This is a genomic window from Metapseudomonas resinovorans, assembly GCF_002003485.1.
GTDB classification, from domain to species: Bacteria; Pseudomonadota; Gammaproteobacteria; order Pseudomonadales; family Pseudomonadaceae; genus Metapseudomonas; species Metapseudomonas resinovorans_D.
In genome coordinates this window covers 117,136-143,920 of sequence record NZ_BDMA01000065.1, presented here as the reverse complement: position 1 = coordinate 143,920, position 26,785 = coordinate 117,136, and the positions used below count along the sequence as shown (strand labels likewise).

General features: G+C 65.0%; 20 protein-coding genes. 8 read left to right on the top strand and 12 right to left on the bottom strand.

Annotated elements, in window-relative coordinates; translation table 11 throughout:
• Position 1 precedes the first annotated feature (1 nt).
• Complete coding sequence (locus MnOB_RS18290; RefSeq protein WP_077525650.1) at positions 2-1,240, bottom strand: 3-hydroxyacyl-CoA dehydrogenase; 1,239 nt, start codon at positions 1,238-1,240, stop codon at positions 2-4.
• Positions 1,241-1,451: 211 nt separating this feature from the next.
• Here MnOB_RS18290 and MnOB_RS18285 point away from each other — a divergent pair, with 211 nt between their 5' ends.
• Positions 1,452-2,351: a LysR family transcriptional regulator gene (locus MnOB_RS18285; RefSeq protein WP_077525708.1), complete on the top strand. Its 900-nt coding sequence runs from the start codon at positions 1,452-1,454 to the stop codon at positions 2,349-2,351.
• Between the two features lie 197 nt (positions 2,352-2,548).
• Here MnOB_RS18285 and MnOB_RS18280 read toward each other — a convergent pair whose 3' ends face one another.
• The 5 genes from MnOB_RS18280 to MnOB_RS18260 all read right to left on the bottom strand — a co-directional run bounded on the left by MnOB_RS18280 (position 2,549) and on the right by MnOB_RS18260 (position 8,831).
• Positions 2,549-3,151, bottom strand: a complete 603-nt coding sequence (locus MnOB_RS18280; protein WP_077525649.1) for a nitroreductase family protein — start codon at positions 3,149-3,151, stop codon at positions 2,549-2,551.
• A gap of 300 nt (positions 3,152-3,451) precedes the next feature.
• Positions 3,452-5,392: a RecQ family ATP-dependent DNA helicase gene (locus tag MnOB_RS18275; RefSeq protein ID WP_077525648.1), complete on the bottom strand. Its 1,941-nt coding sequence runs from the start codon at positions 5,390-5,392 to the stop codon at positions 3,452-3,454.
• Between the two features lie 257 nt (positions 5,393-5,649).
• On the bottom strand, positions 5,650-7,194 hold the full coding sequence (locus MnOB_RS18270) for a phosphoenolpyruvate carboxykinase (protein WP_077525647.1): 1,545 nt from the start codon (positions 7,192-7,194) through the stop codon (positions 5,650-5,652).
• Positions 7,195-7,390: 196 nt separating this feature from the next.
• Positions 7,391-8,278: an Hsp33 family molecular chaperone HslO gene (hslO, locus tag MnOB_RS18265; RefSeq protein WP_077525646.1), complete on the bottom strand. Its 888-nt coding sequence runs from the start codon at positions 8,276-8,278 to the stop codon at positions 7,391-7,393.
• A gap of 151 nt (positions 8,279-8,429) precedes the next feature.
• The gene (locus MnOB_RS18260) at positions 8,430-8,831 is read right to left on the bottom strand and encodes an RNA-binding S4 domain-containing protein (RefSeq protein ID WP_077525645.1); all 402 of its coding nucleotides are present in this window, start codon (positions 8,829-8,831) and stop codon (positions 8,430-8,432) included.
• A 120-nt stretch (positions 8,832-8,951) separates the two neighbouring features.
• Here MnOB_RS18260 and rimB point away from each other — a divergent pair, with 120 nt between their 5' ends.
• Both rimB and rimK read left to right on the top strand, forming a co-directional pair.
• Positions 8,952-9,416, top strand: coding sequence for a retropepsin-like aspartic endopeptidase RimB (gene rimB, locus MnOB_RS18255; RefSeq protein ID WP_077525644.1), 465 nt, complete (start codon positions 8,952-8,954; stop codon positions 9,414-9,416).
• Positions 9,413-10,318 carry a 30S ribosomal protein S6--L-glutamate ligase gene (gene rimK / locus MnOB_RS18250; RefSeq protein ID WP_077525643.1) on the top strand — a complete coding sequence of 302 codons (906 nt, stop codon included), beginning with the start codon at positions 9,413-9,415 and terminating at the stop codon, positions 10,316-10,318. Before rimB ends, rimK begins: the two co-directional genes overlap by 4 nt.
• A gap of 111 nt (positions 10,319-10,429) precedes the next feature.
• On the opposite strand, the gene MnOB_RS18245 is transcribed toward rimK, so the two are convergent.
• From MnOB_RS18245 to ompR, 3 genes are all read right to left on the bottom strand, one after another.
• Complete coding sequence (locus MnOB_RS18245) at positions 10,430-14,215, bottom strand: bifunctional diguanylate cyclase/phosphodiesterase (protein WP_077525642.1); 3,786 nt, start codon at positions 14,213-14,215, stop codon at positions 10,430-10,432.
• Positions 14,216-14,511: 296 nt separating this feature from the next.
• Positions 14,512-15,825 carry an ATP-binding protein gene (locus tag MnOB_RS18240; RefSeq protein WP_077525641.1) on the bottom strand — a complete coding sequence of 438 codons (1,314 nt, stop codon included), beginning with the start codon at positions 15,823-15,825 and terminating at the stop codon, positions 14,512-14,514.
• A 43-nt stretch (positions 15,826-15,868) separates the two neighbouring features.
• Complete coding sequence (ompR, locus tag MnOB_RS18235; RefSeq protein WP_077525640.1) at positions 15,869-16,600, bottom strand: osmolarity response regulator transcription factor OmpR; 732 nt, start codon at positions 16,598-16,600, stop codon at positions 15,869-15,871.
• Between the two features lie 220 nt (positions 16,601-16,820).
• Between ompR and MnOB_RS18230 the strand changes: the two genes are divergently transcribed.
• From MnOB_RS18230 to gshA, 3 genes are all read left to right on the top strand, one after another.
• Positions 16,821-19,136, top strand: coding sequence for a Tex family protein (locus MnOB_RS18230; protein WP_077525639.1), 2,316 nt, complete (start codon positions 16,821-16,823; stop codon positions 19,134-19,136).
• A 2-nt stretch (positions 19,137-19,138) separates the two neighbouring features.
• Positions 19,139-19,522, top strand: a complete 384-nt coding sequence (locus MnOB_RS18225; protein WP_077525638.1) for a PaaI family thioesterase — start codon at positions 19,139-19,141, stop codon at positions 19,520-19,522.
• A 150-nt stretch (positions 19,523-19,672) separates the two neighbouring features.
• Entirely contained in the window at positions 19,673-21,259 is a 1,587-nt protein-coding gene (gshA, locus tag MnOB_RS18220) for a glutamate--cysteine ligase (protein ID WP_077525637.1), read from the top strand.
• A 149-nt stretch (positions 21,260-21,408) separates the two neighbouring features.
• Here the strand turns inward: gshA and argA are convergent, their stop codons facing one another.
• Positions 21,409-22,707 carry an amino-acid N-acetyltransferase gene (argA, locus tag MnOB_RS18215; RefSeq protein WP_077525636.1) on the bottom strand — a complete coding sequence of 433 codons (1,299 nt, stop codon included), beginning with the start codon at positions 22,705-22,707 and terminating at the stop codon, positions 21,409-21,411.
• Between the two features lie 110 nt (positions 22,708-22,817).
• The gene (gene argE, locus MnOB_RS18210; protein WP_077525635.1) at positions 22,818-23,975 is read right to left on the bottom strand and encodes an acetylornithine deacetylase; all 1,158 of its coding nucleotides are present in this window, start codon (positions 23,973-23,975) and stop codon (positions 22,818-22,820) included.
• Positions 23,976-24,114: 139 nt separating this feature from the next.
• Here argE and MnOB_RS18205 point away from each other — a divergent pair, with 139 nt between their 5' ends.
• Positions 24,115-25,479 carry a CYTH domain-containing protein gene (locus MnOB_RS18205; RefSeq protein ID WP_077525634.1) on the top strand — a complete coding sequence of 455 codons (1,365 nt, stop codon included), beginning with the start codon at positions 24,115-24,117 and terminating at the stop codon, positions 25,477-25,479.
• 19 nt (positions 25,480-25,498) lie between these two features.
• A complete protein-coding gene (locus tag MnOB_RS18200; RefSeq protein ID WP_077525633.1) occupies positions 25,499-26,185 on the top strand; it encodes a DUF502 domain-containing protein in 687 nt (228 codons plus the stop codon).
• Between the two features lie 127 nt (positions 26,186-26,312).
• Here MnOB_RS18200 and MnOB_RS18195 read toward each other — a convergent pair whose 3' ends face one another.
• Positions 26,313-26,780 (bottom strand): Lrp/AsnC family transcriptional regulator, encoded by a 468-nt coding sequence (locus MnOB_RS18195; RefSeq protein ID WP_077525632.1) that lies wholly within the window; start codon positions 26,778-26,780, stop codon positions 26,313-26,315.
• Positions 26,781-26,785: the final 5 nt, after the last annotated feature.

The following is a 26,785-nucleotide window of genomic DNA, read 5'->3' as shown; positions in this document are numbered from 1 at the left end:
GTCAGGCCTCCTGTTGGAAATCGGCGAAGTGACGGTCGGACTCGGCCAGGCGACGGATCAGCGCGGCAGGCTGCCAATGGCTGCCAAAGCGTTCGGCCAGCGCTTGCAGGCGCCCGCGGATGGCCGTCGGGCCCTGGCTGTCGGCCCAGGCCATTGGCCCACCCTTGTCGGCCGGGAAGCCGTAGCCATTGAGGTAAACGGTGTCGATATCGGCGCTGGAGGCGGCGATGCCTTCTTCGAGGATCTTCGCCCCTTCGTTGACCAGGGCCAGCAGGCAACGCTCGAGGATTTCTTCCGGGCCGATGTCGCGGCGGTCGAAGCCAAGCTGCTCGGATACCTGGAGCACCAGGGCATCCACTTCCGGGTCGGGCTCGGCCTGGCGGCTGCCTTCGGCGTAGCGGTAGTAGCCCATGCGCGCCTTCTGGCCGAAACGGCCCAATGCGCAGAGGCGGTTGTCCACCTGCACCGCTGGGTCGTCCTGGCCTTTTCCGGCCAGCTCGCGAGCGCGCCATTCCAGGTCGATGCCGACCACGTCGTACATGCGGAACGGGCCCATGGCGAAGCCGAAGCCCTGCAAGGCGCTGTCCACCTGATGGGGATAGGCGCCTTCCAGCAGCATCATCCGCGCCTCGCGTACGTAGGCATGGAGCATGCGGTTGCCAATGAAGCCCTTGCAGTTGCCCGCCACCACGCTGACCTTACCCATGCGTTGGCCCAATGCCAGGGCGGCGTCCAATACAGCGGGGGCGGTGCGGGCGCCGCGAACGATTTCCAGCAGTTTCATGATGTGCGCCGGGCTGAAGAAGTGCAGGCCCAGGACCTGCTGCGGGCGCCCGGTGACCGCGGCAATGGCATCGATATCCAGGGCCGAGGTGTTGCTGGCCAGGATGGCCTCCGGCTTCAGGCGGGCGTCCAGCTCACGGAAGATGGATTGCTTGAGCTCGAGGTTCTCGAAGACCGCTTCGATCACGAGATCGACATCCGCCAGGTCGGCATAGCTTCCCACCGGCAGGATGCGTGCGACGCGCTCGGCGGCCTGGGCCTCGCTGATGCGGCCCTGGCGCACATTGTGGGCGTAGGTATCAGCCACCACGCCCTGGGCCTGCTCGAGCATCTGCGGATTGTTGTCCAGCCAGAGGACGTCGAGGCCGGCGCTGGCCAGGCTCATGACGATGCCACGGCCCATGGTGCCGGCACCGATCACGGCGGCGCGCTGGATGTTGGATGCGCTAGGGGTCACTGAGATGTCCTCTTGTTCTAGTAGGCGATTACGGACGCGGCGTCCCTTGTAGGAGCCAGCTTGCTGGCGAATGTGCTGCGTGGTTCGCGAGCAAGCTCGCTCCTACGAACCTCGGCCAATCGGCCGCCGCGTGATCACGAAAACGCCAATCACCTTAAGGAAGCCGGTACTATTTTTGAAATTTAGTCTTGTGATAGATGGCATTTCCCTGGTGAATATCTCCAACTTCGACCTCAACCTCCTGCGGGTGCTGGACGCCCTGCTGCGCGAACGCAACGTTTCGCGCGCGGCGGAACGTCTTTCCCTCAGCCAGCCGGCAGTGAGCAACGCACTCAACCGGCTGCGCGAGCTGCTCGGCGACCCCTTGCTGGTACGGGTGGGCCGGGCGATGCAGCCCACGCCACGGGCGCTGGCGCTGGAAACCCCAATCCGTGCCGCGCTCAAGCAGATCGAGCAGAGCCTGGTCGTCGGTGAAGGTTTCGACCCGGCGCGTAGCCGCCAGCGCTTCACCATCGCTGTGACGGATTACGTGGAACTGATCTGCATGCCGCGCCTGTTACAGCAGTTGGCGGAAGAAGCGCCTGGGGTGAAGATCGCCATCCACCACCTCTCGCCGAGCCTGCCCGCCGCCGCGCTGGACCAAGGCGAACTGGACCTGGTGCTGGGCCGCTTCGAAAGCATTCCCGCGCGCTTCGCCAGCCGCCGCTGGATGAGCGAAACGCTGCGCCTGGTGGCCCGCCGCGACCATCCGCAGATGCAGGAAGCACCTGACCTGTCCGGTTTTCTCAGGCTACGTCACCTCTGGGTGCACGGTGGCCAGACCAAAGGCATGGTCGATCAATGGCTGGGGGAGCAAGGGCTGGCACGGGACATCGTCTACACGACGCCCAACTACCTGCAGGCGGCGCATATTGTCGCCAGTACCGACCTCACCGTGGTGCTGCCGGCGCGGCTGGCCCAGCACTTCGCCAGCCTGCTGCCCTTGCAGGTGCATCCCCTGCCCTTCTCCGTCGGCCCCTTCCACCTCGATCTGGTGAGCGTGGCCCAGCGCGAAGAGGACGAAGCCCTGCAATGGCTGATCGAGCATTTGCTGGGCATCGGCCGGATTTGAAAACGCCGCCGCTGCACAATGCAGCGGCGGCGTTTTCATGGGCTGGGCGGAGCAGGATGAAGCCGATTCAGTAGGGTGCGCCGTGCGCACCGGCGGCTTGACGGGGTGCCGAAGCTGATCCCGAAGTCGGTGCGCGCAGCGCACCCTACGGTCCAGACCGAGCTAAAGCAGTCGGCCTTGTGCTGAAGCGGGAAAGGTCAGAACTGGTTGCGGATCACCGCTTCGTCGAAGGCCAGCTTGCCGATGCGCGGCCTGGCGGCGACGGCCTGCTTGCCGACGGCGACCATCAGGCCAATGGCATGGTTCTCCGGCAGGCGGATCAGGTCGGCCACGGCGTCGAAATCGAAGCCGTCCATGGGGCAGGTATCCAGACCCTTGCCGCGGGCAGCGAGCATCAGGGTCTGGGCGACCAGGCCACAGCTGCGCATCACTTCATCGCGCTGCACCCGGGGCTTGTCACGGTAGTAGTTGTCGATGGCGCCAGCCATGAAGTCCTGCACCGGCTGCGGAGCTTCCTCCCAGACGCGGGCGGCGTCCTTCTCCCAGGCATCGAGGCGCGCGCAGACGATCACCAGCATCGAGGCTTCGGTGACCTGGGACTGGTCCCAGGCCACATCGCGAATATGCTGGCGCAGGGCCGGGTCGCTGACCTCCACCAGGCGCACGTGCTGCAGGTTGAAGGCGGTGGGGGCGAGCAGGGCCAGTTGCAGCAGCTCGTCCTTTTCTTCGCGGCTGATGCTGTGGTCAGTGTCGTAGGCCTTGATGGCACGGCGGCTGCGGATGGCGTCGTCAATGTGCATGTAGGAGTCCTTAGGAGAGGCGAGATTGAAGGTGGCGCCATCCTAAGCAGCCGGAAGGCCTGCTTCCAACACTGATTAACGAGGGTATCAATCAAAAAATCCGTATGACCCAACCTTCCTGTTGGGAGCGGGCTTTTCCTGTAGGGGCGCATCCACCCCCGAGACCTCTTTCGCTCGGCCTGGACCGTAGGGTGCGCCGCGCGCACCGATTCCTGGATCGGCTTCACCACCCCGTCCAACAGCCGGTGCGCACGGCGCACCCTACCGAGCAGGCAGAGCCGGTGACTGATGACCACGCCCCTACACCCCCAGCTGCTGGCTTACCCATTCACGCACCTCGGCGTAGGGATAGGCCTCCAACGCGGCGAAGCCCGGCAGGCTGCGCGCCTTGAGCCGCGTGAAGAGCGGCGCGGTGATGCCACAGAGCATGCGTGTGAGGCACTCGACGCCGGGTCGCTCGCCCTTCAGTTCTTCGAAGCGCTGGATGAAGCCGCCACAGAGAGCGCCGAAGTTACGTTCCGCCAGCGAAGGCAACGCTGGCGGAACCGGGAGATGCGCCACGCGTCCCTGACAGACCGAACAATGGCCGCAACGCTCCGGGACGTCGTGGTCACCGAAGTAGTAGGCCAGCCTCGCGCTGAGGCAGGTCTCGCTGGCGAACAGGGCCAGCATTGCCTGAATGCGGGCGATCTCGCTGCGCTCCTGCTGGCGGAAGTAGTCATGCAGCTCGGCAGCCAACGCCTCCGGCTCGAAGTCGCGATTGTTCAAGGCGTAGACCTCGGTCATCTGCTTGCTTTCCAGCTCGATCCAGCCGCGTTCCTGGAAGTAGTCCAGGGCCTTCACCACGCGGCTGCGTTCAGCGCTGTATTCGCGGTACAGGCGGTCAAAATCCACGGTGCACCAGGTGCGCGCGCGGGTGGATGTGCGCAGCAAGGCGTCGACGAACTGGCGGCGCTCGCCGTCGAATTGCGCCACCAGGGCTTCGGGTTCCAGCAGGTGCTTGAAACGGTACTCGGCGAAGTAGGCGTAGAGCGGCGCGATGATGCCGCGCAGCTCCAGCTGCACCAGCAAGGTCTTGAGCGGCAACTGGCGAATGTTGCTCTGGTCGGAGAGCGCGCCGAGCATCAGCTCCCAGCGGTCGCCATCCTTTCCCGCTGCCTTGAGCTCCGCCAGCACCTGGCGGATGCCGGCCAGCTCCGGCGTATCGCCATAGACGAAGTTCTCCAGCACGTTGAGGCTGTCGCGGTTGGCCAGTACCAGGCAGTCCGATGGTTTGCCGTCGCGCCCCGCGCGGCCGATCTCCTGGCTGTAGTTTTCCACCGACTTGGGCAAGTCGTAGTGCACCACCTGGCGGATGTCGCTCTTGTCGATGCCCATGCCGAAGGCGATGGTCGCGACCATGACGTTGACCTGCCCGGCCATGAACCGGCGCTGCAGCGCCTCGCGCTCCTCATGGGGCATGCCGGCGTGGTAGGCGTTGGCCGCAACGCCCCGTTGGCTGAGGCGCGCGGCGACTTCTTCGGCAGTCTTTTGCAAGGTCACGTAGACGATGGCCGGCTGCCCGCTGCGCTGCCCGAGCCAATCCACCAGTCGTTCCAGCTTGCGCGCGCCAGCCACCGGTTCCACCAACAGGTTGAGGTTGGAGCGGTAGAAGCCGGTGGTGATGACATCGGCATCGGCGATGGCGAACTTGCGCTGCATATCGGTGATCACCGTCGGCGTCGCCGTGGCGGTCAGCAGCAGCACCTGGGGGATGCCGAACTGGCGCTGGTACTCGGGCAGCTTGAGGTAGTCGGGGCGGAAGTTGTGCCCCCACTCGGAAATGCAGTGGGCCTCATCCACCACCAGCAGGGAAATCGGCACCTGCTGGATGAAGCCACGAAAGCGCTCGTTCTTCAGCCGCTCCACGGAAATCATCAGGATCTTCAGTTCGCCGGAGCGGGCCCGCGCCATGACCTCGGCGGCCTCCTCGCGGCTCTGTGCCGAGTCGATGCTGGCGGCGGCGATGCCGTGGCGGGCAAGAAAGGCCAGTTGGTCCTGCATCAGGGCCAGCAATGGCGATACCACCAGGGTCAGGTGTGGCAGATGCAACGCCGGCAGTTGGTAGCACAGCGACTTGCCGGAACCGGTGGGAAAGATGGCGGCGGCCGAACGGCCTGCCAGCACGGCGGAGATGGCGGCTTCCTGGCCGGGACGGAAATGGTCGTAGCCGAAGGTGGTGGCGAGGGTGTTGAGGGGCATGACTTCACTCCATCGAAGGGGCCATCGATCATGACCCTAAGCACACCGCCTCGGCGCGCCAAATGGGTAGGACGATTCCGGAACTCCGGGGCGAATGTTACGGCTCGGTGTAGACGCAGGGTGGGTCACGCTTCATCGACCCACCGCTGGAGGTCAGGCCCCTGATGGGTTTCGCTTCGCTCTACGCCATCCTACTCGACCGCCAACAATGAAAAAGCCGCCCGGAGGCGGCTTCTTCGACAAGGACGCGGTGCGGCTTAGAGCTGCGGGCCGGCGTTCTTGATGGCGTCGGAGACGTCGAACTTCTTGAAGTTCTCGACGAACTGCTTGGCCAGGGCCTTGGCGGCTTCGTCGTAGGCAGCCTTGTCAGCCCAGGTGTTGCGCGGGTTGAGCAGGTTGGTTTCGACGCCCGGTACGGCCTTCGGCACGTCCAGGTTGATGGTGTCCAGGTGCTCGGTCTCGGCACCGATCAGGGCACCGCTCTGGATGGCAGCGATCACGCCACGGGTGGTCGGGATGTTGAAGCGCTTGCCAACGCCGTAGCCACCGCCGGTCCAGCCGGTGTTGACCAGGTACACCTTGGAGCCGAAGCCCTGGATGCGCTTGATCAGCAACTCAGCGTACTCGCCAGCCGGACGCGGGAAGAACGGCGCGCCGAAGCAGGTGGAGAAGGTGGACTTGATGCCGCCGCCGGAACCCATTTCGGTGGAACCCACCAGCGCGGTGTAGCCGGACAGGAAGTGGTAGGCAGCCTGCTCGTTGTTCAGGATGGAAACGGGCGGCAGCACGCCGGTCAGGTCGCAGGTCAGGAAGATCACTGCGTTCGGCTCGCCGGCACGGTTGGCCTCGACGCGCTTCTCGACCAGGTGCAGCGGGTAGGCGGCACGGGTGTTCTGGGTCAGGCTGTCATCGCTGTAGTCGGGCAGGCGGGTTTCCGGGTTCAGGACCACGTTTTCCAGCACGGCGCCGAACTGGATGGCTTTCCAGATCACCGGCTCGTTCTTCTCGGACAGGTCGATGCACTTGGCGTAGCAGCCGCCTTCGATGTTGAACACGGTGCCCACGCCCCAGCCGTGCTCGTCGTCACCGATCAGGTAACGGCTTTCGTCAGCGGACAGGGTGGTCTTGCCGGTGCCGGACAGGCCGAAGAACAGGGTGGTGTCGCCTTCTTCGCCAACGTTGGCGGCGCAGTGCATCGGCAGCACGTCTTTTTCCGGCAGCAGGAAGTTCTGCACGGAGAACATGGCCTTCTTCATTTCACCGGCGTAGCGCATGCCGGCGATCAGCACTTTCTTGGCGGCGAAGTTGAGGATCACGCAACCATCGGAGTTGGTGCCATCACGCTCCGGCTCGCAGACGAAGTTCGGGGCGTTGAGGATTTGCCACTCCTGGCGGGATTGCGGGTTGAACTGTTCCGGGTTGATGAACAGGCAACGGCCGAACAGGTTGTGCCAGGCGGTCTCGGTGGTCATCTTGACGGCCAGGTAGTGCTCGGAATCAGCACCAACGTGCACGTGGGAGACGAAACGCTCACGTTCGGTCACATAAGCTTCAACGCGACTCCACAGCGCATCGAATTTGTCCGCCGGGAAGGCACGATTGATGTTGCCCCAGGCGATTTTGGCTTCGGTGCTCGGCTCTTGAACGATGAAACGATCTGCCGGAGAACGACCGGTGCGATGACCGGTTTTCACTACCAACGAACCGTTGGCGGCCAGTTCACCCTCGCCACGGCGGATGGCCTCTTCGACCAGTTGCGCGGCGCTGATATCGGTGTACACGGCGTTATTGGCTTGCGTCATGTGGTTCCCCGTCGGCTAGAAGCCGAGTCCTCCAAACGTTTTGTAGTGGGTACTGCGACCCCCTACAGCGAAAAAAGTGCGCGCGATTATGCCAGAAAAGCCCGCTTTGGGTAGAAACCTCCTGTCAGGGAGGCATATTCATGACCGATAATCGCACCCCGGTCACTCAGCGACCTTGCGGGCACACTACATCTTTTCAGTGGCGCGTTTCCGATGGCGCGGCGCTGCCGCCACCGGCGAACAGCTGGGCGATATCCGCCGCGTCGAAGCTGTAGCGCTGGTTGCAGAACTGGCAGTCGATCACCACGGTGCCGCCGCTTTCCTGCAGCAGGGCTTCGGCGTCGTCCTTGCCCAGGCTCACCAGCGCATTGGCCGAACGCTGACGCGAGCAGCTGCAACGGAAGTGGATGGCCTGGGGATCGAACAGGCGCACCGTTTCTTCATGATAGAGCCGGTGCAGCACGGTTTCGTTGTCCAGGCCCAACAGTTCTTCGGCGGTCAGGGTGTCGGCCAGGGTGGTCAGGTGCTGCCAGTTGGCCTCGCGCGCCTCGGGGTCCTTCAGGCGATCGGCCGGCAGGGCCTGGAGCAACATGCCACGGGCATTGCGACCGTCGGCGTTGAGCCAGAAACGGGTGGGCAATTGCTGGGAGGTGTCGAAATAGCTGGAAAGGCATGCAGCCAGGGTGGCGCCTTCAAGGGCGACGATACCCTGGTAGCGCTGGCCCTGCTTCGGGTCCACGGTCAGGGTCAACGACCCTTCGGGCATCAGCTCGGCCAGGCTGGCAGACGGGCTGACCTGGCTGGCGTGATAACGGGCGATGCCGCGCACTTCGCGGTCGCTGGAGCATTCGACCATCAGTAGCGGAACCGCGCCGGAGGAACGTGCCTGCAGCACCAGCATGCCATCGAACTTCAGGGTGCCGACCAGCAGGGAAGCGGCCGCGAGCATTTCGCCGAGCAGTTGGGCGACCGGCTCCGGGTAGGGATGTTTGGCCAGGACGTGGGCGTAGCTCTCGCCGAGAGAGACCAGTTCGCCGCGCACATCGGTGTCGTCGAACAGAAAACGTTGGGTGAAATCGGACATGCCGGACTCGCTGCATTTGGGCCAATTTGGCCGAAAGGCTGGCGATTTTATGCGCAAATCCGTCAACGGACCAAGGGCCGGTTATCTATCGCCGGCTCGGGTGTTTTCTATCGGTGCCTAATGGCCGCTCGGGAGCCCGCTTTCGCCGGCCTTATTCACTGCCACCCCGAAGGAAATGGATCTGCCTGCGCTGCTTCTTGGTCGGCCGGCCATCGGTCTGGATGCCCAGGGCACCCGCCTTGCGCATGGCGGCAGCCTCTTCACGTTTGGCCAGGCTCTCGGCCGTTTCCTCGTAGAGGGTCTGCGCTTCCGGGGCACCGCGACGCACCGCGGAAAGCGCGCGGACGATGACGGTGCGCTCATCGAAACCGGTGCGGATCACATACTCGTCGCCGACACGCGGCTCCTTCGACGGCTTGCAGCGATCGCCCTGATGGTGGACCTTGCCACCCTCGATGGCTTCCTTGGCCAGGGCACGGGTCTTGTAGAAGCGTGCAGCCCAGAGCCATTTGTCGAGGCGCACCTTGTCGTCTTTTTCGTCTTTATCACGCATGACTCGTTTCCATCCTGCACGGGCTGCCCCATTCGCCAGCCCGGTCTAAGCTCAGCCAGGGCCAGATGCAGTTGTCACATCGGCCCACTAGAATGCGCCAACTTTACCGGAAAGCCTGTATTGAAGACTTTCGACCATCTCTCCGTGATCGGACTCCGCGAGTGGATCGCCCTGCCGGAACTTGGCATGGTTGGCTTGCGCGCGAAGATCGATACCGGAGCCAGCACCTCCACCCTGCATGCCAGCGATATCGCCCCCTTCGAGAAGGATGGCGAGAGCTGGGTCAGGTTCACCGCGCACCTTGGCACCCTGGTGCAGCGGCGACATCGTTGCGAGGCGCAGGTGGTTTCGGTAAAGACCATAAAAAGCTCCAACGGCCAGGCGCAGACCCGTTATGTCATTCGCACCCTGCTCGCGCTGGGTGACCGGATCTGGCCCATCGAGTTCACCCTGGCCTGCCGCAAGACCATGCGCTACCGCGTACTGCTGGGCTCCAAGGCCCTGGTGCAGGCGCAACTGGTGGTCAACCCGGCGCTCACCTACGTTCAGGAAAAACCGACTCTTTCCCTTCCGGGTGCCCAATGAAAATCGCCGTGTTATCGCGCAATCCGCGCCTGTATTCGACTCGCCGCCTCGTCGAGGCCGGCCAGCAGCGCGGCCATGAAATGGTGGTGATAGACACCCTGCGCGCCTATATGAACATCGCCAGCCACAAGCCGCAGATCCACTATCGCGGCCAGCCGCTGGAAGGCTTCGACGCGGTGATCCCGCGCATCGGCGCCTCGGTCACCTTCTATGGCTGCGCCGTGCTGCGCCAGTTCGAGATGATGGGGGTGTTCCCCCTCAATGAATCGGTGGCCATTACCCGCTCGCGGGACAAGCTGCGTTCGCTGCAACTGCTGTCGCGCAAGGGCATTGGCCTGCCGGTGACCGGCTTCGCCCACTCCCCCGACGACATCCCCGACCTGATCCGCATGGTCAACGGCGCCCCGTTGGTGATCAAGGTGCTGGAAGGCACCCAGGGCATAGGCGTGGTGCTGTGCGAAACGGAGAAGGCCGCCGAATCGGTGATCGAAGCCTTCATGGGCCTGAAGCAGAACATCATGGTGCAGGAGTACATCCGCGAAGCCGGTGGCGCCGACATCCGCTGCTTCGTGGTAGGTGACAAGGTGATCGCCTCGATGAAGCGCCAGGCCAAGCCCGGCGAATTCCGCTCCAACCTGCATCGCGGCGGCAGCGCCAGCCTGATCAAGATCACCCCGGAAGAGCGCATGACTGCGATCCGCGCCGCCAAGGTCATGGGCCTGTCGGTGGCGGGTGTGGATATCCTGCGCTCCCATCACGGCCCGTTGGTGATGGAAGTGAACTCGTCGCCCGGCCTGGAAGGCATTGAAACCACCACTTCGCAGGACGTGGCCGGCATCATCATCCAGTACCTCGAAAAGAACGCCTGCCCCAACTCGACGAGAACCAAAGGTAAAGGGTGAGCCTGTAGGGGCGAATTCATTCGCCAAAGCAGACCGAAGGGCTGCCCTGGAAGGGTGAATGGGCTGCCATGCAGCCCTTGGCGAATGAATTCGCCCCTACAAGGTGTCCGCCTACAGGCTCTGTGCCACCACCTGCCGCCCTTCCCGATCACGCATCCAGTTGCGGAAGCCTTCCTCGTCCAGCGGCCGACTGAAGTGATAGCCCTGACCGAGCTCGCAGCCGCGCTGGCGCAGCATGACCAACTGCTCTTCTCTCTCGATGCCTTCGGCGATGCATTCCAGCCCGAGGTTGCGACCGATGGCCAGGATGGTTTCCACCAGCGCCAGGTCACTCGCGTCAGTTGCCAGACCATCGACGAAGCTGCGATCGATCTTCAGCCGGTCGAGGGGCAGCCGCTTGAGGTAGGCCAGGGATGAATAGCCCGTGCCGAAATCGTCGATGGCGAAGCGCACACCCAGGGCCTTGAGTGCCTGCATTGCGGAAATGCATTGCTCGACTTCTTCCAGCAGGCTGCCTTCGGTGATTTCCAGCTCCAGCCGCGAGCCCGACACACCATGGCGCTTGAGCGCGCTATGGATGCGTTCGACGAAGCCCGGTTTGCGCAACTCGCGGGGGCTGACGTTGATGGCCAGCACCAGCCACGGCATCTCCGCCTGCCAGTTGGCCAGGCACGAACAGGCGCGCTCCAGCATCCAGTCCGACAGCTCGATGATCAGGCCGGTCTCTTCCGCCAACGGGATGAACTGCGCCGGCGGTACCTCGCCACGCGTGGGATGGTGCCAGCGCATCAAGGCCTCGGCGCCCAGCACACGGCCATCGGACAAGGCCAGCTGCGGCTGGAACTCCAGGCCCAGCTGACCGCGGTCGATGGCCTGGCGCAGTTCGCTTTGCAGTTGCAGGCGCTGGTCGATGGCCGCCTGCATTTCCGGAGCGAAGAAATGCAGCGCGTTGCGCCCGGACTGCTTGGCCCGGTACATGGCGGTGTCCGCCTGCTTGAGGACATCCGCGGCGATCTGTTCGAGGAAGGGGTGCAGGGCGATGCCGATGCTGGCGCTGACCACCAGTTCGTGCTCGCCGATGATGTAGCTGCCGTGCAGGCTCTGCAGCAACTTGTCGCCCACTTCCGCAGCCAGTTTGCCGGCCTGTTCCGGGCTATCGGCCAGGGCTTCCAGCAGCACCACGAACTCGTCGCCGCCGAGGCGCGCGAGGGTGTCTTCATTGCGCAGGCAACCCGCCAGGCGTGCGGTGACTTCCCTCAGCAAGGCGTCGCCCACCGGGTGACCGAGGCTGTCGTTGACCGTCTTGAAGTGGTCCAGGTCGATGAACAACAGCGCGCCGTAGCGGGCTTCGCGTTGCTCACGGGCCATGGCGTGTTGCAGGCGGTCGAGCAGCAATCGGCGGTTGGGCAGACCGGTGAGTTCGTCGCTGTAGGCCAGGCGTTCAATTTCGCGCTGATAGCGCTGACGTTCGGAAATGTCGGTGATGCTCAGGCGAATCAGCGGCCGGCCTTCACCGGGCAGGCGCACCAGGCGCACCTCACAGGGACGCACGCGACCGTTCACATCGCGCATCAACCAATCGAAGGTCGGCGTGTCGCCCTTGAGCGCGGCGCGGGTGTAGGCATTGCCCAGCTCCCGCGAGGAGCGTCCATCGGCCTGCAACGGTGGGCTGAAGCTGGTGGGCATGTGGCCGTTCAACTGCTCGCGGGACAGCCCGAACAGGCGCGCGGCATTCTCGTTGGCTTCCACGATGCCCAGCTGCGGATCGAACACCAGGATGGCTTCCGGGGCGTGCTCCACCAGGGTCCGGTAGCGCGCCTCGGCCTCGTGGCGGGCGCTGATGTCTTCCACCAGCGCCAGCAGGGCATAGAGCTGGCCATCCAGATCGCGCACCCCGCGGACGTTGACCCGCGTGTGCACGGTACCGCCGGAGCCTCTCATGAAGCGTTTGTCCAGCTCGTAGCCGTCGCGCTCCCCCTTGCGTACTTCGTTCAGCAAGGCCTCTTCGGCGGCGCGGTCCTCGGCCACCGTCATGCTCATCCAGTCGACGCCACGCAGCTGTTCGCGGGAGCGGCCGAGGATGCTGCAGAGCTTGTAGTTGACCTCTTCCCAGCGCTGGTCCGGCGTGCACAGGGCCATGCCGATCAGCGGCGCCTCGAAGAATAGGTGCAGGTGCTTGTCGCGCTCGTGTTGCAGGCGTTCCGAACGTTTCTGGGTGGTCAGGTCGAGCATGGCGCCGTAGATGCGGATCACCTGCTCGCCATCGTGTTCGGCCAGCCCCTTGATCCGCAGCCAGCGCGGTGTGCCGCGAGCGCCCTGGATGCGCAACTCCACATCGAAGGGCTCGGCACTGCGCAGGCACTGCTCCAGGGTGTCTTCCAGCAGGGCGCGACTGGCGGGATCGAAGAAACTGAGCATCTGGCCGAGGCTTGGGGCACCTGCCGCGGGGTCCATCTCGTAGATGCGGAAGCTGCCCTCGCTCCAGGCCATCTTCAGGGTGGTGATTTCCAGCACCCAGCTGCCGATATCGGCAATGGCCTCGGTCTGGTTCAGCAGGTGGGTCTGGCGCAGCAGCTCGTCGCGGCGGGTGTCGAGTTCCTCGGAAAGCATCTCGCGGCTGCTGACGTCGTGCTGCAGGGCGACGAAATGACTGATGCCCTGGGCATCCCGCATGGGCGCCACGGTGATCTCGTTCCAGAACAGGCTGCCGTCCTTGCGATAGTTGCGCAGCACCAGCTGGCACTGCTCGCCGCGTTGCAGCGCGTCCTGGAGGCGCGGCAGCTCGGACTGATTGCGATCATGGTGGAGCAGGAAGCGCCAATGGTTTCCCAACGCCTCTTCCCGCGAATAGCCGCTCATTTGCTCGAAGGCGGGGTTGCAGTAGATCAGCGGCTGGTCGGACTGACGCGCATCGACGATGGTGACGCCCAGGGGGCTGGCCTGCAGCGCCAAGTTGGTCAGCGCCAGTTCCTTCTGCATCTCGTCGCGACGACCGAGGGCCAGGCGCAGATCGCTGAGGCTGCGACCCACCAACAGTGCGGACATCATCAACAGCAGCACGCTGAAGTACAGCTCGACGCCCCACTGCGGGTCGGCCAGGCCCGTTCCACCATCGAGCCTGCGCAGCGCCGGCAGCGCTAGCACGGTCAGGGCGGTCAGACCGGCCCCGCAGAGCGCGCCAGGGAAGCCCCAGACCAGCGCCAGGCCGAGCATCATCATGCCGATGGGCGGCAAGGTGAGGATCAGCGGCACCACGGTGACCAGCCAGGGGATAAGGACCGCCAGCGCCAGCAACAGCGGCCAGGGCGGCAGACGGTGCAGGGTTTCGGGCAGCGCCTCCACCGGCTCGGGCACCCAGCCACGGCGGCTGAACAGCGGCGTCAGATAGGTCAGCAGCGGCAGGCTCACGGCGAGGGTCGTCAGGCAGGCGCCGGGCCAGACCAGCAAGGCGGAGCTTCCCCAGCTGTCGCGGGCAGGGTTGCCGCTCAGCATCAGGGCCACCTGCTCGCCGTAGACCAGCAGACTGACCGGCAGCAACACACCGTAGAGCATGAAGCGCAGCAGTTCGGGGAAATCACGCAGATCGGCGTGACAGCCGGAGCGTCTGAGCGCCCACCAGCCGGCAGCCACGCTGAGGGTTTCCGGGACAGCGTAGAGCGGCGCCCAGTAAAGATTCAGGTCCCACAGCGGCACGCTGAGCAGCGCATTGAAATAAATGGCGGGCAATACCCGCGCGCCCCACCAGAGGCAGAACACCAGGCCGAGAGCGAAGGGCAGGTACCACACGGCGAGTCCGCTGGACGCCTGGGTCAGCAAAGACACCCAGGTAGCCAGATGCAGCAGCGGCAGCGGCAACCACCAGGTCCATTGGGGAAGTCGGAAAGGAGCGGCTTGCATGCTGACCTCATGTCGGTGCGCAAGCTGAAGATAGCCCAGCGCCGGGCAAGCGTACGCCTAAAATATGGCCGCGTGGCATCACCGCCGATGGCAGGCCGGAATCCGGGACCGAAGGGATTTCGGGAACAGAAGCGCCAGCAGGGCGATTGCGGAATCCCGTTCCGTACGAAAACGCGCCGAGCGATGGTCAGGCTAGGCGGAAATCGGCGAGGCCGCGGAGTTGACGACTGTCAATGAGCAGGCCGAGCCGATTTCCAACGACGCATGGCCGAAGCGCAGGCCGTTTTCGTAGGAACCTACACCGCGTCGCGGGGGAGCATCAGTCCTAGGGGCAGGCAGACCCGTGCTTCCAGACCACCGCCGGAGCGGTTGCGCAGCTCGACGCTGCCGCCATGCTGCGCGGCGATGCGCTTGACGATGGCCAGGCCCAGGCCAGTGCCCTTGCCGCCACGGGCGCGGTCGCCACGGATGAAGGGGTTGAAGATGTCCTGCAGTTCCGCCGGATCGATCCCCTGGCCGCGATCCAGCACGCTGAGCACGACGTAGGGCGCGGCATTGTCTCCCGCCACGAAAGCTGCAACTTCGACACCGTTGCCGCCATATCGCAGCGCATTCTCGATCAGGTTCACCAACAGCCGCTTCATCGACACCCGCCGCAACGGGAACGGTGGCAGTGGCTCCAGGCACAGGCGCACCTGCTCTTCCTGCTGGTTGTAGGGCGCCACCACCTCGCAGACCAGTTCACCGAGGTCCAGCTCTTCCACGCGCTCGTCACGGCCGTCGCGGATGAAGGCGAGGAATTGATCGAGGATGGCATCCATGTCTTCGATGTCGCGAACCATGTCGTCGGTCAGCTCGGAGTCGTTGCTCATCAGCTCCAGCGACAGGCGCAGCCGCGTCAGCGGTGTGCGCAGATCGTGTGAGACACCGGCCAGCATCAGTTCGCGCTCGCGGGCGCCGCGTTCGACGTCCTCGGCCATCTGGTTGAAGGCGCGGTACACCTCGGCCATCTCGCTCGGCGTATCGCTCACCGGCAGGCGCACACTGCGGCCCTGGCCGACCTGACGGGCGGCGAAGACGAGGCGCTTGAGCGGGGCGTTGAGCTGGCGCACGAAGATCCAGGCGGCCGCAGTGGACAGCAGGCCGATACCGAGGAACCAGCCGAGCACGCTCCAGATTCGCTGGCCGCGCAGGGGGTGTGGATAAAGCGGGATACGCACCCAGTCCGGGCCCAGTTCCGGGGCGTGGACCCAGAGCGCCGGCGGGCTCTGGGCGCGCAGGCGCACTTCGGTACCGGGACCGAGCTCGGCCTGCATCTGGCGCTGGAAGATTTCGCTGTAGGGCCAGTGCTGCTCGCTGGCCGGCACGGCGTCGCGGGTCACCCGCTTGAGGCCGGCTGCCTTGGCCAGGTCGTGACGCTCTTCTTCACTCGCTGCCCAGTAGGCACGCAGGGTCAGCGCCGCACCGTGGCTGTACTGGCGGTCTACCAGCACGTCCTCGTTCATCATCAGGTAGACCAAGGTCAGTGCCTTCGAAAACAGGACGACGATGAGCACCAGCCAGAGGGTGCGGGAGAAGAAGCTCTGCGGGAACCAGTAGGGGGTGCGCATCACCACCCTGGGTTGCCCGGCGGCGGGAACCCCCGCCGCGCGTTCACTTGTTGCCATCGGGCACGAACACGTAGCCGACGCCCCAGACGGTCTGGATATAGCGAGGCTTGGAAGGGTCCGGTTCGATCAGCCGGCGCAGACGGGAAATCTGCACGTCAATGGAGCGCTCCAGGGCGTCCCACTCACGGCCACGGGCCAGGTTCATCAGCTTGTCGCGGGTCAGCGGCTCGCGGGCATGCTGGACCAGCGCCTTGAGTACGGCGAACTCACCGGTGGTGAGCATCTGAACGTCGTCGCCCTTCTTCAGCTCGCGGGTAGCCAGGGACAGCTCGTACTCGCCGAAGCTGACACTTTCGTCCTCGCTGGCCGGGGCACCCGGCACCTGCGGGGACTGGCGACGCAGCACGGCCTTGATCCGCGCCAGCAGCTCGCGAGGGTTGAACGGCTTGGCCAGGTAGTCGTCAGCGCCCAGTTCCAGGCCCTGGATGCGGCTGGTCTCGTCGCCCTTGGCGGTGAGCATGATGATCGGCACCTGGTTGTTCGACGCGCGCAGCCGACGGCAGGCCGACAGGCCATCCTCGCCAGGCAGCATCAGGTCGAGCACCACCAGATTGAAGAGTTCGCGAGCCAGCAGGCGATCCATCTGCTCGACGTTCTCCACGGCGCGCACGCGAAAGCCCTGTTCGTCGAAGAAACGTTCGAGGAGGCGCCGCAAACGGGCGTCGTCATCGACTATGAGGATCTTTTCGCCTTCAGCGGTCGGGTTGCTGCTCATGTTTTCTCCTGTTCGACAAGCCGCACATTATCGCTTGCTAGCGGCACGCGGCGGCTTGCCCATTGTTAGCAGATTTTTCCCCGAACGGTTTCCTACCCTTCGAAACTCGGTGTTTATAATGCGGCGCCTTTCATCACCGGCGAGCCCTGGCTCGCCGGTCTGTCATTCTGCGGCAGCCTCTGTGGCCCGGCCCGGGCTGCCGCCCATGCAGGTGTTTTCAATGGACAGCATCAATAACCGCATCGCCGAAGAACTGGGCGTGCGCCCGCAACAGGTCGCCGCCGCAGTGGAACTGCTGGACGAAGGTTCGACCGTGCCTTTCATCGCCCGTTACCGGAAAGAAGTCACCGGCAGCCTCGACGACACCCAGCTGCGTAACCTGGAAGAACGCCTGCGCTACCTGCGCGAGATGGAAGAGCGCCGCACCGCGATCCTCGCCAGCATCACCGAACAAGGCAAGCTGACCCCCGAGCTGGAGCGCGAGATCAAGCTCGCCGACACCAAGACCCGCCTCGAAGACCTTTACCTGCCCTACAAGCAGAAGCGCCGCACCAAGGGCCAGATCGCCCTGGAAGCCGGCCTCGGCGAGCTGGCTGATGCACTGTTCAATGACCCGTCCCTGGCTCCGGAAGCCGAAGCCGAGCGCTTCATCGACGCTGAAAAGGGCTTTGCCGACATCAAGGCCGTGCTGGAAGGCGCCAAGTACATCCTCATGGAGCGCTTCGCCGAAGACGCCACGCTGCTGGCCAACCTGCGCGGTTTCCTCAAGGACGGCGCCACCCTCAGCGCCCGCCTGGTCGCCGGCAAGGAACAGGAAGGCGCCAAGTTCAGCGACTACTTCGAACACGACGAAAACCTCAAGGGCGTGCCGTCGCACCGTGCCCTGGCGATCTTCCGTGGCCGCAATGAAGGCGTGCTGAGCATCGCCCTGAAGGTCGGCGAAGAGCTGCCCGGCACCCTGCATCCCTGCGAGCTGATGATCGGTGAGCGCTTCGGCATCTCCAACCAGGGCCGCGCCGGCGACAAGTGGCTGTCCGAAGTGGTGCGCTGGACCTGGAAGGTCAAGCTCTACACCCACCTGGAAACCGATCTGCTGGGCGAGCTGCGCGAAGCCGCCGAAAGCGAAGCCATCAACGTCTTCGCCCGCAACCTGCATGACCTGCTGCTGGCCGCCCCGGCCGGCCCGCGCGCCACCCTGGGCCTGGACCCGGGCCTGCGTACCGGTTGCAAGGTGGCGGTGGTCGACGCCACCGGCAAGGTGCTGGATACCGCCACCGTCTACCCCCACGTGCCGCACAACAAGTGGGATGAAACCCTGGCTATCCTCGGCAAGCTCTGCGCCAAGCACAGCGTCGACCTGATCGCCATCGGCAACGGCACCGCCAGCCGCGAGACTGACAAGCTGGCCATCGAGCTGATCAAAAAATACCCGGCCCTGAAGATGACCAAGATCATGGTCAGCGAGGCGGGTGCATCGGTGTACTCCGCTTCCGAACTGGCGGCGAAGGAGTTCCCGGACCTGGACGTTTCCCTGCGTGGTGCCGTGTCCATCGCCCGCCGCCTGCAGGACCCGCTGGCCGAGCTGGTGAAGATCGACCCGAAATCCATCGGCGTCGGCCAGTACCAGCACGACGTGTCCCAGCTTCAGCTGGCGCGCAGTCTGGATGCCGTGGTGGAAGACTGCGTGAACGCCGTGGGCGTGGACGTGAATACCGCCTCCGCCGCCCTGCTGGCACGCATCTCCGGCCTCAACGCCACCCTGGCGCAGAACATCGTCACCTACCGCGATGCCAATGGCGCGTTCAAGACCCGAGACGAGCTGAAGAAGGTCAGCCGCCTGGGCGAGAAGACCTTCGAGCAGGCCGCCGGCTTTCTCCGCGTGATGAATGGCGAGAACCCGCTGGACGCCTCCGCCGTGCACCCGGAAACCTACCCGCTGGTGCAACGCATCGCAGAAGGCACCGGCCGCGACATCCGCTCGCTGCTCGGCGACTCGGGCTTCCTCAAGCGCCTGGACCCGGCGAAGTTCACCGACGAAACCTTCGGCCTGCCCACCGTCACCGACATCATCAAGGAACTGGACAAGCCCGGTCGCGACCCGCGTCCCGAGTTCAAGACCGCCGAGTTCCAGGAAGGCGTGGAAAGCCTCAAGGACCTCAAACCCGGCATGACGCTGGAGGGCGTGGTGACCAACGTCACCAACTTCGGTGCCTTCGTCGACATCGGCGTCCACCAGGACGGCCTGGTGCACATCTCCGCGCTGTCGGAAAAGTTCGTCAAGGACCCGTACGAAGTGGTCAAGGCCGGTGACATCGTCCGCGTGAAGGTCATGGAAGTGGACATCCCGCGTAATCGCGTGGGCCTGTCCATGCGCATGAGCGACACGCCCGGCGAGAAGGTCGAAGGCCCACGCGGCGGCGGTCGCCAGGGCGGCCAGCCGCGCCAGCAGCAGAGCGCGCCGCGCAACAGCGCTCCGCCGGCGAACGGCGCCATGGCATCGCTGTTCGCCAACGCCAAGCAGATCAAGAAGAAGTGACGATGGACTTCACCGACCAGCAAACCACCAGCGCCTACAGCAAGCTGCTGGGCATCGAGCCGCTGAGCCTCGGCGATGGCATCGCCGAGGCTCGCCTGGTCATGGACGAGCACCTGCGTAACCGTGGCCAGGTCATGCATGGCGGGGCGATTTTCTCGCTGCTGGATATCACCATGGGGCTGGCCTGCACCAGCACCCATGGTTTCGACCGGCGCAGCGCCACGCTGGAATGCAAGATCAACTACCTGCGGCCGGTGGCGGAAGGCGAGGTGATCTGCAAGGCACGGGTTCTGCACGCCGGCAAGCGCACCCTGGTGGTGGAGGCCGATGTGCTGCAAGGCGACAAACTGGTCGCCAAGGGACAAGGCACCTTCGCTCAGCTGTAACAGCGGGGCAGTGGCAAAGCTCTATTCTGGACGAAGCGACAACGCGACCCGCCGGCTGGAAAAGTATTTCGGCCGGCGGCAAAGTCCGCCTCTTGTAGACAGCTTGGTCCACCCCCATATTGGGGCGACCGACGCGTGAAGGATTCCAAATTGAGCGATCTTCTTTCCCGCCGCCTGGCCTTGCTCGGCGAGCGCGCCAACCTGCCCCTGCTCACCCGTTGCCTGCATGGCATCGAGCGCGAGTGCCTGCGGGTCGATGGCAATGGCCAACTGGCGCTGACGCCGCACTCCCCTGCGCTGGGCTCGGCCCTGACCCATGCGCAGATCACCACGGACTATTCCGAGTCGCTGCTGGAGTTCATCACTCCGGCCGAGGCCGATCCGGCGCAGACCCTGGCGGACCTGGAGAAAGTCCATCGCTTCACCGTGGACAAGCTCGGCGATGAGCTGCTCTGGAGCCCGTCCATGCCTTGCCGGCTGCCGTCGGAAGAAGGCATCCCGATCGCCCGCTATGGCACCTCGCCCATTGGCCGCCTGAAGTACGTCTACCGCAAGGGCCTGGCCGTGCGATACGGCAAGACCATGCAGTGCATTGCCGGCATCCACTACAACTATTCCCTGCCCGAGGCGCTCTGGCCGCTGCTCAAGCAGGCCGAAGGCGATCCGCAGAGCGACCGCGACTACCAGTCGGCGCGCTACATCGCGATGATCCGCAACTTCCGCCGCTACAGCTGGCTGCTGATGTACCTGTTCGGCGCCGCCCCGGCCCTGGACAAGAGCTTCCTGCGCGGCCGCCCGCACGATCTCGACAGCCTCGACGCGGACACCCTGTTCCTGCCGTATGCCACCAGCCTGCGCATGAGCGACCTGGGCTACCAGAACAATGCCCAGGCCGGCCTCACGCCTTGCTACAACAGCCTGGACAGCTACCTGTCGAGCCTGCGCCAGGCAGTCTCCACGCCCTACCCGCCTTATGCCGAGATCGGCACCAAGCAGGACGGCGAATGGGTGCAGCTGAACACCAACGTGATCCAGATCGAAAACGAGTACTACTCGTCGATCCGCCCCAAGCGCGTCACCTACACCGGCGAGCGCCCGATCCAGGCGCTGATGGCCCGTGGCGTGCAATACGTGGAAGTGCGCTGCCTCGACATCAACCCGTTCCTGCCGCTGGGCATCGACCTCACCGAGGCCCGCTTCCTCGACGCCTTCCTACTGTTCTGCGCCCTGCAGGACAGCCCGCCGATGGCCGGCGAGGAATGCCGCAGCGCCACCGACAACTTCCAGCGTGTGGTCAAGGAAGGGCGCCGTCCGGGCCTGACCCTGCAACGCCACGGCCATGCCGTCGGCCTCACCGAGTGGGCCAACGACCTGCTTGACCGCATCGCGCGTACCGCCGAACTGCTGGACCGTGCACTGGGCATCGAGGAACACACCAACGCCCTGGCCGCCCAGCGCGTCAAGGTCGCCAACCCCGAGCTGACCCCTTCGGCCCAGGTACTGGCGGAACTTCGCGGCAATGGCGAAAGCTTCAGCCAGTTCGCCCTGCGCCACAGCCGCCAGCACGCCGAGTACTTCCGCAGCCAGCCCCTGAGCGCCGAGGACCAGGCACGCTTCGAGGCCCTGGCTCGCGAATCCCTGGATGAACAGGCACGCCTGGAAGCCGAACCGGAAGTGGATTTCGATACCTTCGTCGCCGCCTACCAGGCGAGCATCCTGGGGCTCATCAGCAACTGATCCGCGAATCGCCCCTCACTCTTCTTGTAGGGGCGAATTCATTCGCCAAGCAGGCCGAAGGTCTGCCCTTAAAGCTTGCAAGGGGACAGCTACGCTGCCCTTGGCGAATGAATTCGCCCCTACAGGAAAGCAGGCGAGTTGCTTGGGGTTCAGAGGGTCTTCTCGAATATCTGCGAATTGCGCTGGTAGTTGTACAGCGAGGCACGCGCTGCCGGCAGGTGCTCGACGCCGCTGGGCTGGAAGCCACGCTCGCGGAACCAGTGGGCAGTGCGGGTGGTGAGGACGAAGAGAGTCTTCAGGCCGAGGGCGCGGGCACGTTCCTCGATGCGCTCCAGCAACTCGTCACCACGTCCGCCGTGACGATACTCCGGATTCACCGCCAGGCAGGCCAGCTCACCGGTATCGGAATCGGCGATGGGATAGAGCGCTGCGCAGGCGATGATCAGGCCGTCGCGCTCGACGATGGTGAATTGCTCGATTTCCCGCTCCAGCACCTCGCGCGAACGGCGCACCAGGATGCCCTGGTCTTCCAGCGGGGTGATCAGATCGATCAGGCCGCCGACGTCGTCGATGGTGGCTTCGCGCAGGGATTCGAACTGCTCCTGGTCCACCAGGGTGCCGCCGCCGTCACGGGTGAACAGTTCGGTCAGCAGAGAACCGTCCTCGGCATAGCTGACCATGTGGCTGCGCTTGACCCCGCCGCGGCAGGCCTGGGCGGCGGCGTCCAGCAGTTCGGCCTGGTAGTTGTTGCCCAGCCGGATCAGGTGCGGCGGTACCTGTTGCGGGCGAAGCTCGCGCACCAGCTTGCCGGACTCGTCGATCAGGCCGCGCTCGGCACCGAACAGGATCAGCTTGTCCGCGCCCAGGTCGATGGCCACGCGAGTGGCCACATCCTCGCAGGCGAGGTTGAAGATTTCCCCGGTGGGCGAATAGCCAAGCGGCGACAGCAGCACGATGGTGCGCTCGTCCAGCAGGCGGCCGATGCCCTTGCGGTCGACCCGGCGCACTTCACCGGTGTGGTGGTAGTCGATGCCGTCGACGACGCCGATGGGGCGCGCCGTGACGAAATTGCCGGTGCTTACCCGCAGCCGCGAGCCCTGCATGGGGGACGCGGCAATATCCATGGACAGGCGCGCCTCGATGGCGATGCGCAGCTGGCCCACGGCATCGATCACGCACTCCAGCGTCGGGCCGTCGGTGATCCGCAGGTCGCGGTGGAAGTGCGGGGTCAGGCCACGCGTGGCCAGGCGCGTTTCGATCTGCGGCCGCGAGCCGTGCACCAGCACCAGGCGCACGCCCATGCTGTGCAGCAGCACCAGGTCATGGACGATGTTGCCGAAATTCGGATGGGCGACACCCTCGCCGGGCAGCATCACCACGAAGGTGCAGTCCCGGTGGGCGTTGATGTAGGGAGTAGCGTGGCGCAGCCAATTGACGTAATCGGGCATGGTTCCGTGAGCCTGAACAGGTGGCGAATAGACGAAGGCGGTGCTCGGCCGGCGAGCAGTGAGTCGGCGCGTTATCGTCGTCGCATGAGCATCAACGGAAACCCTCTCGGTCAGGATGTGGCGGCGGATTGAAGGCAGTAATGCTGGATGAGCTGGCGCAATAGCGCAACGGTAGGCTCGATCCGTGACAGTTCGAGATGCTCGTCCGGCTGGTGGGCACAGGCGATGTCGCCGGGGCCGAGCACCAGGGTCTCGCAACCGAGCTGCTGAAGATACGGCGCTTCGGTGCCGAAGGCCACCGCTTGCGCCGTATGGCCGGTGAGACGTTCGGCCAGGCGCACCAGATCACTTTCCGGCGACTGCTCGAACGGCGGCACTGCCGGGAACAGCGGCTTGAAGTCGATCTTCACCTGATAGTGCTCGGCCACCGGGCGCAGCCGCTGGCGAATCACCGCGCGCAGGGTTTCCGGATTCATCCCCGGAAGCGGGCGCAGGTCGAACTCCAGGCTGCACTGGCCGCAGATGCGGTTGGGGTTGTCGCCACCATGGATGCAGCCGAGGTTGAGGGTGGGCTGGGGCACGGTGAATTGCGGGTTGCGGAACTCCTGCTGCCATTCGCCGCGCAGCTCGATCAGGTCGCTCATCACCGCATGCATCGCTTCCAGGGCACTGTGGCCGAGGCTCGGGTCGGAGGAATGACCGCTCTGCCCGAGGATATCGATGCGCTCCATCATCACGCCCTTGTGCAGGCGAATCGGCTTGAGGCCAGTGGGCTCGCCGATCACCGCTGCGCGGCCCAGGGGTCTGCCAGCCTGGGCCAGGGCGCGGGCACCGGCCATTGAGCTTTCCTCGTCGCAGGTGGCGAGGATGATCAGCGGCTGCTGGAACCGCTGGTCCAGCAGACCGCGCACGGCCTCGATAGCCAGGGGAAAGAAGCCCTTCATGTCGCAGCTGCCCAGGCCGTACCAGCGATTGCTGACTTCACTGAGCTTCAGCGGGTCGGTTTTCCACAGGGCGGCGTCGAAGGGCACGGTGTCGCTGTGGCCCGCCAGCACCAGCCCGCCAGGGCCCGTACCGTAGGTCGCCAGCAGGTTGGCCTTGCCCGGCGCCACCTGCTGGATCTCGCAACGGAAGCCAAGGTCGCCGAGCCAGCTGGCGAGCAAGTCGATCACTGCCTGGTTCGACTGGTCCCAACTGGGCTGGGTGCAGCTCACCGAGGGCGTGGCGATCAGCGCGGCGAACTGCGATTTCAGGTCTGGAACGGACATCGGGGAGCCTCCACGGACGAGCGATCATCATAGGCCCAAGGCCGCGCGCGGCGAAACCGCTGCGGCGCAGTGCCGACCGGTCCTGTAAACTTCACCGCCTTGGTAGCCACCCCCTGGCTGCGTCTGAAAGATCCCGGCGATGAACAAAGAGACCGAAATCAAGCTTCGCGCCAGCCGCGAGACCCTGGAAGCCCTGCGCGACCATCCGCTGCTGAAGAAGCGCAACAAGTCCGGCTGGGAACGCCGCGAGCTTTTCAACCAGTACTTCGACACCCCCGAACGGGACCTGGCCCAGGCCCGCGTGGCCCTGCGCCTGCGCCGTGACGGCGAGCAGTTCATCCAGACCCTCAAGACCCGCGGCCAGAGCATAGCCGGGCTGTCCGAGCGCAATGAGTGGGACTGGTACCTGGACAAGGCCAAGCTGGACCCGAAGAAACTTACCGACGAGTGCTGGCCCGCCAGCCTGGCCGAGCTGGACAAGAAGCAGCTCAAGCCGATCTTCACCACCGACTTCCAGCGCGACCGGGCCGAGATCGCCTGGGGCCGTGGCAAGGCCAAGGTGGTGATCGAAGCCGCCCTGGACCTGGGCAAGGTAATCGCTGGCAAGCAGGAAGAAGAAATCTGCGAGCTGGAACTGGAACTGCGCCAGGGCGAACCCGAGGCGCTGCTGGAACTGGCCGCCGAGCTGGCCGCCGATCTGGCGCTGATGCCCTGCGACATCAGCAAGGCCGAGCGCGGCTACCGTCTGCATGATGCCAACAGCTACCACCTCAGCCTGCCGGTTCCGGAACTCGGCGCCGAGTTGTCGCTGGACGATGCCTTCGCGGCGCTGGCCTGGCACCTGCTGGGCAGCAGCCAGCGCCTGGCCGAGCAGTACCGTTTCAATGGCCACTGGAAGCTGCTGGTGGACTGGCTGCAACAACTGGTCGACCTGCGCGCCCTGATCGGCAGCCTCGGCCAGGCCGCCCCGCGCGCCAGCAGCCACGACCTGCGCGAAGCCCTGGACGCCCTGCTCAAGGACTGGCGCCCGCGCGTGCAGGCCGGCGAGCTGGACGAAACCGTACGTCACGCCGCACCGCAGCAGTTCGCCGAAGAACTCGCCGGCACTCGCTGGGGTCTGTTCTCCCTCAACGCTTCCCGCTGGCTGCTGGCCCGCGCCTGGACCGTCGAACGCAACGATCGCGGCAATCGCCAGGGCAAGGCAGTGCTGGGCAACTGGCTGCCGCGCCTGCTGAGCGAAGAAGGCGAAGCCCTCAAGCTGGATCGCTACAAGCGCCAGCCCGAGGACCTGTCTGAGCAGCTTCCGCGCATCGAACGCCTGCTGGTCTGGCTGCGTCTGGCGCGCCAGGTGCTGGAAGTGCCGGAAGTCGACCGCGCCTACGGTGAATTGTCCAAGTTCGCCGAACTGGCCGCCCAACCGCTGGACGCAGAAGTGCTGGCAGCCCGCAGCGAGCAGGCGCAGGCCCTGATCAGCCTGCGCAGCTGGAAGGCGCTGACCCGCTAAAGCGGCCGTGGCCCTCACTATGCTCAAGCAAAGCTTCCGCTCCGTGGTCACCACCTGGCTCACCGGCCTGCTGGCCCTGCTGCCCCTGGTGCTGACCCTGGCGTTGCTGGCCTGGCTGTTCAGTCTGCTGAACAAGCTGGTGGGGCCGTCCACGATGATCGGCCAGGTCCTCGGCGCGCTGGGCCAACCCTTCGCCAGCAATCCCATGCTGGCGTACCTGGTCGGCACACTGGTGCTGCTGGGCAGCCTCTACCCCCTGGGTCTGGCGGTGCAGCTCGGCCTGCGCCGCCCGCTGGCCTGGCTGCTGGACATGACCCTGCGCCGCGCACCACTGATCGGCAGCCTGTACGGCCTGGCGGACCGTTTCGTCGGGCTGCTCGATCGCAGCAAGAACGCCGACATCGCCGCCATGAGCCCGGTCTGGTGCATTTTTGGCGGCGAAGGCGCCGCCGTCCTGGCCTTGCGCCCGAACCCGGAAACCTTCGAACTGGACGGCCGAAGCTACTGCGCCATCCTGGTGCCAACCGCGCCCATTCCCGTGGGTGGCGGGCTGATCTACGTCCCAGTGGAATGGCTGCGGCCGGCGGAAATGGGTGTGGAAGGCCTGACCAGCATCTACCTGTCCATGGGCCTCACGCCGCCGCACCAAGCGGGCAGGCTGGCGAAGGAGCCGGTTGTCCTCAGCGACGACAGCAAGGCTTCCTGACGCTCTTCCTGTAGGGGCGAATTCATTCGCCAAGCGGGCCGAAGGTCCGCCAACTCTGGTGAGCAGGATGAGGCAGCTGCGCTGCCCTTGGCGATTGAAATCGCCCCTACAGACGCTCTGCCGCAACCTACTCGATATGCAAGCTCGTAGTGGACTTGATCTCCGATAGCGCGACGATGGAGTTCACCTCCTGTATCCCCGGCACCAGCGACAGCTTCTCGAAGAAGAAGCGCTCGTAGGCCTCGATGTCGCGGGTGACGATGCGCAGCATGAAGTCCACCGCGCCCATCAGCACATGGCACTCCAGCACCTCGGGAAAATCCCGCATGGCCTCGGCGAACTCGGTCAGGTTGGAGCGGCCATGGGCGTTGAGTTTCACCTGGGCGAATATCTGCGCGTTCAGACCGACCTTGCGCCGATCCAGCAGGGTGACCTGGCGACGAATAACACCCTCGTCCTTCAGGCGCTGGATACGCCGCCAGCAGGGCGACTGGGACAGCCCCACCCGTTCGGCGATCTCGGCGGTGGAGAGGCTCGCATCCTCCTGCAGCAGGTCGAGAATGCGTTTGTCGTAGGCATCCAGGGTGACAGACATAAAAA

What these genes read in the sequence shown, in the direction of transcription:
- argA (WP_077525636.1), bottom strand. Translation starts at nt 22,707, where the DNA reads ATGCCCGATTACGTCAATTGGCTGCGCCACGCTACTCCCTACATCAAC.
- MnOB_RS18260 (WP_077525645.1), bottom strand. Translation starts at nt 8,831, where the DNA reads ATGCGTGATAAAGACGAAAAAGACGACAAGGTGCGCCTCGACAAATGG.
- MnOB_RS18240 (WP_077525641.1), bottom strand. Translation starts at nt 15,825, where the DNA reads ATGCGCACCCCCTACTGGTTCCCGCAGAGCTTCTTCTCCCGCACCCTC.
- MnOB_RS18245 (WP_077525642.1), bottom strand. Translation starts at nt 14,215, where the DNA reads ATGCAAGCCGCTCCTTTCCGACTTCCCCAATGGACCTGGTGGTTGCCG.
- MnOB_RS18275 (WP_077525648.1), bottom strand. Translation starts at nt 5,392, where the DNA reads ATGCCCCTCAACACCCTCGCCACCACCTTCGGCTACGACCATTTCCGT.
- ompR (WP_077525640.1), bottom strand. Translation starts at nt 16,600, where the DNA reads ATGAGCAGCAACCCGACCGCTGAAGGCGAAAAGATCCTCATAGTCGAT.
- MnOB_RS18270 (WP_077525647.1), bottom strand. Translation starts at nt 7,194, where the DNA reads ATGACGCAAGCCAATAACGCCGTGTACACCGATATCAGCGCCGCGCAA.
- hslO (WP_077525646.1), bottom strand. Translation starts at nt 8,278, where the DNA reads ATGTCCGATTTCACCCAACGTTTTCTGTTCGACGACACCGATGTGCGC.
- argE (WP_077525635.1), bottom strand. Translation starts at nt 23,975, where the DNA reads ATGTCCGTTCCAGACCTGAAATCGCAGTTCGCCGCGCTGATCGCCACG.
- rimK (WP_077525643.1), top strand. Translation starts at nt 9,413, where the DNA reads ATGAAAATCGCCGTGTTATCGCGCAATCCGCGCCTGTATTCGACTCGC.
- MnOB_RS18225 (WP_077525638.1), top strand. Translation starts at nt 19,139, where the DNA reads ATGGACTTCACCGACCAGCAAACCACCAGCGCCTACAGCAAGCTGCTG.
- MnOB_RS18280 (WP_077525649.1), bottom strand. Translation starts at nt 3,151, where the DNA reads ATGCACATTGACGACGCCATCCGCAGCCGCCGTGCCATCAAGGCCTAC.
- MnOB_RS18230 (WP_077525639.1), top strand. Translation starts at nt 16,821, where the DNA reads ATGGACAGCATCAATAACCGCATCGCCGAAGAACTGGGCGTGCGCCCG.
- MnOB_RS18205 (WP_077525634.1), top strand. Translation starts at nt 24,115, where the DNA reads ATGAACAAAGAGACCGAAATCAAGCTTCGCGCCAGCCGCGAGACCCTG.
- MnOB_RS18195 (WP_077525632.1), bottom strand. Translation starts at nt 26,780, where the DNA reads ATGTCTGTCACCCTGGATGCCTACGACAAACGCATTCTCGACCTGCTG.
- MnOB_RS18200 (WP_077525633.1), top strand. Translation starts at nt 25,499, where the DNA reads ATGCTCAAGCAAAGCTTCCGCTCCGTGGTCACCACCTGGCTCACCGGC.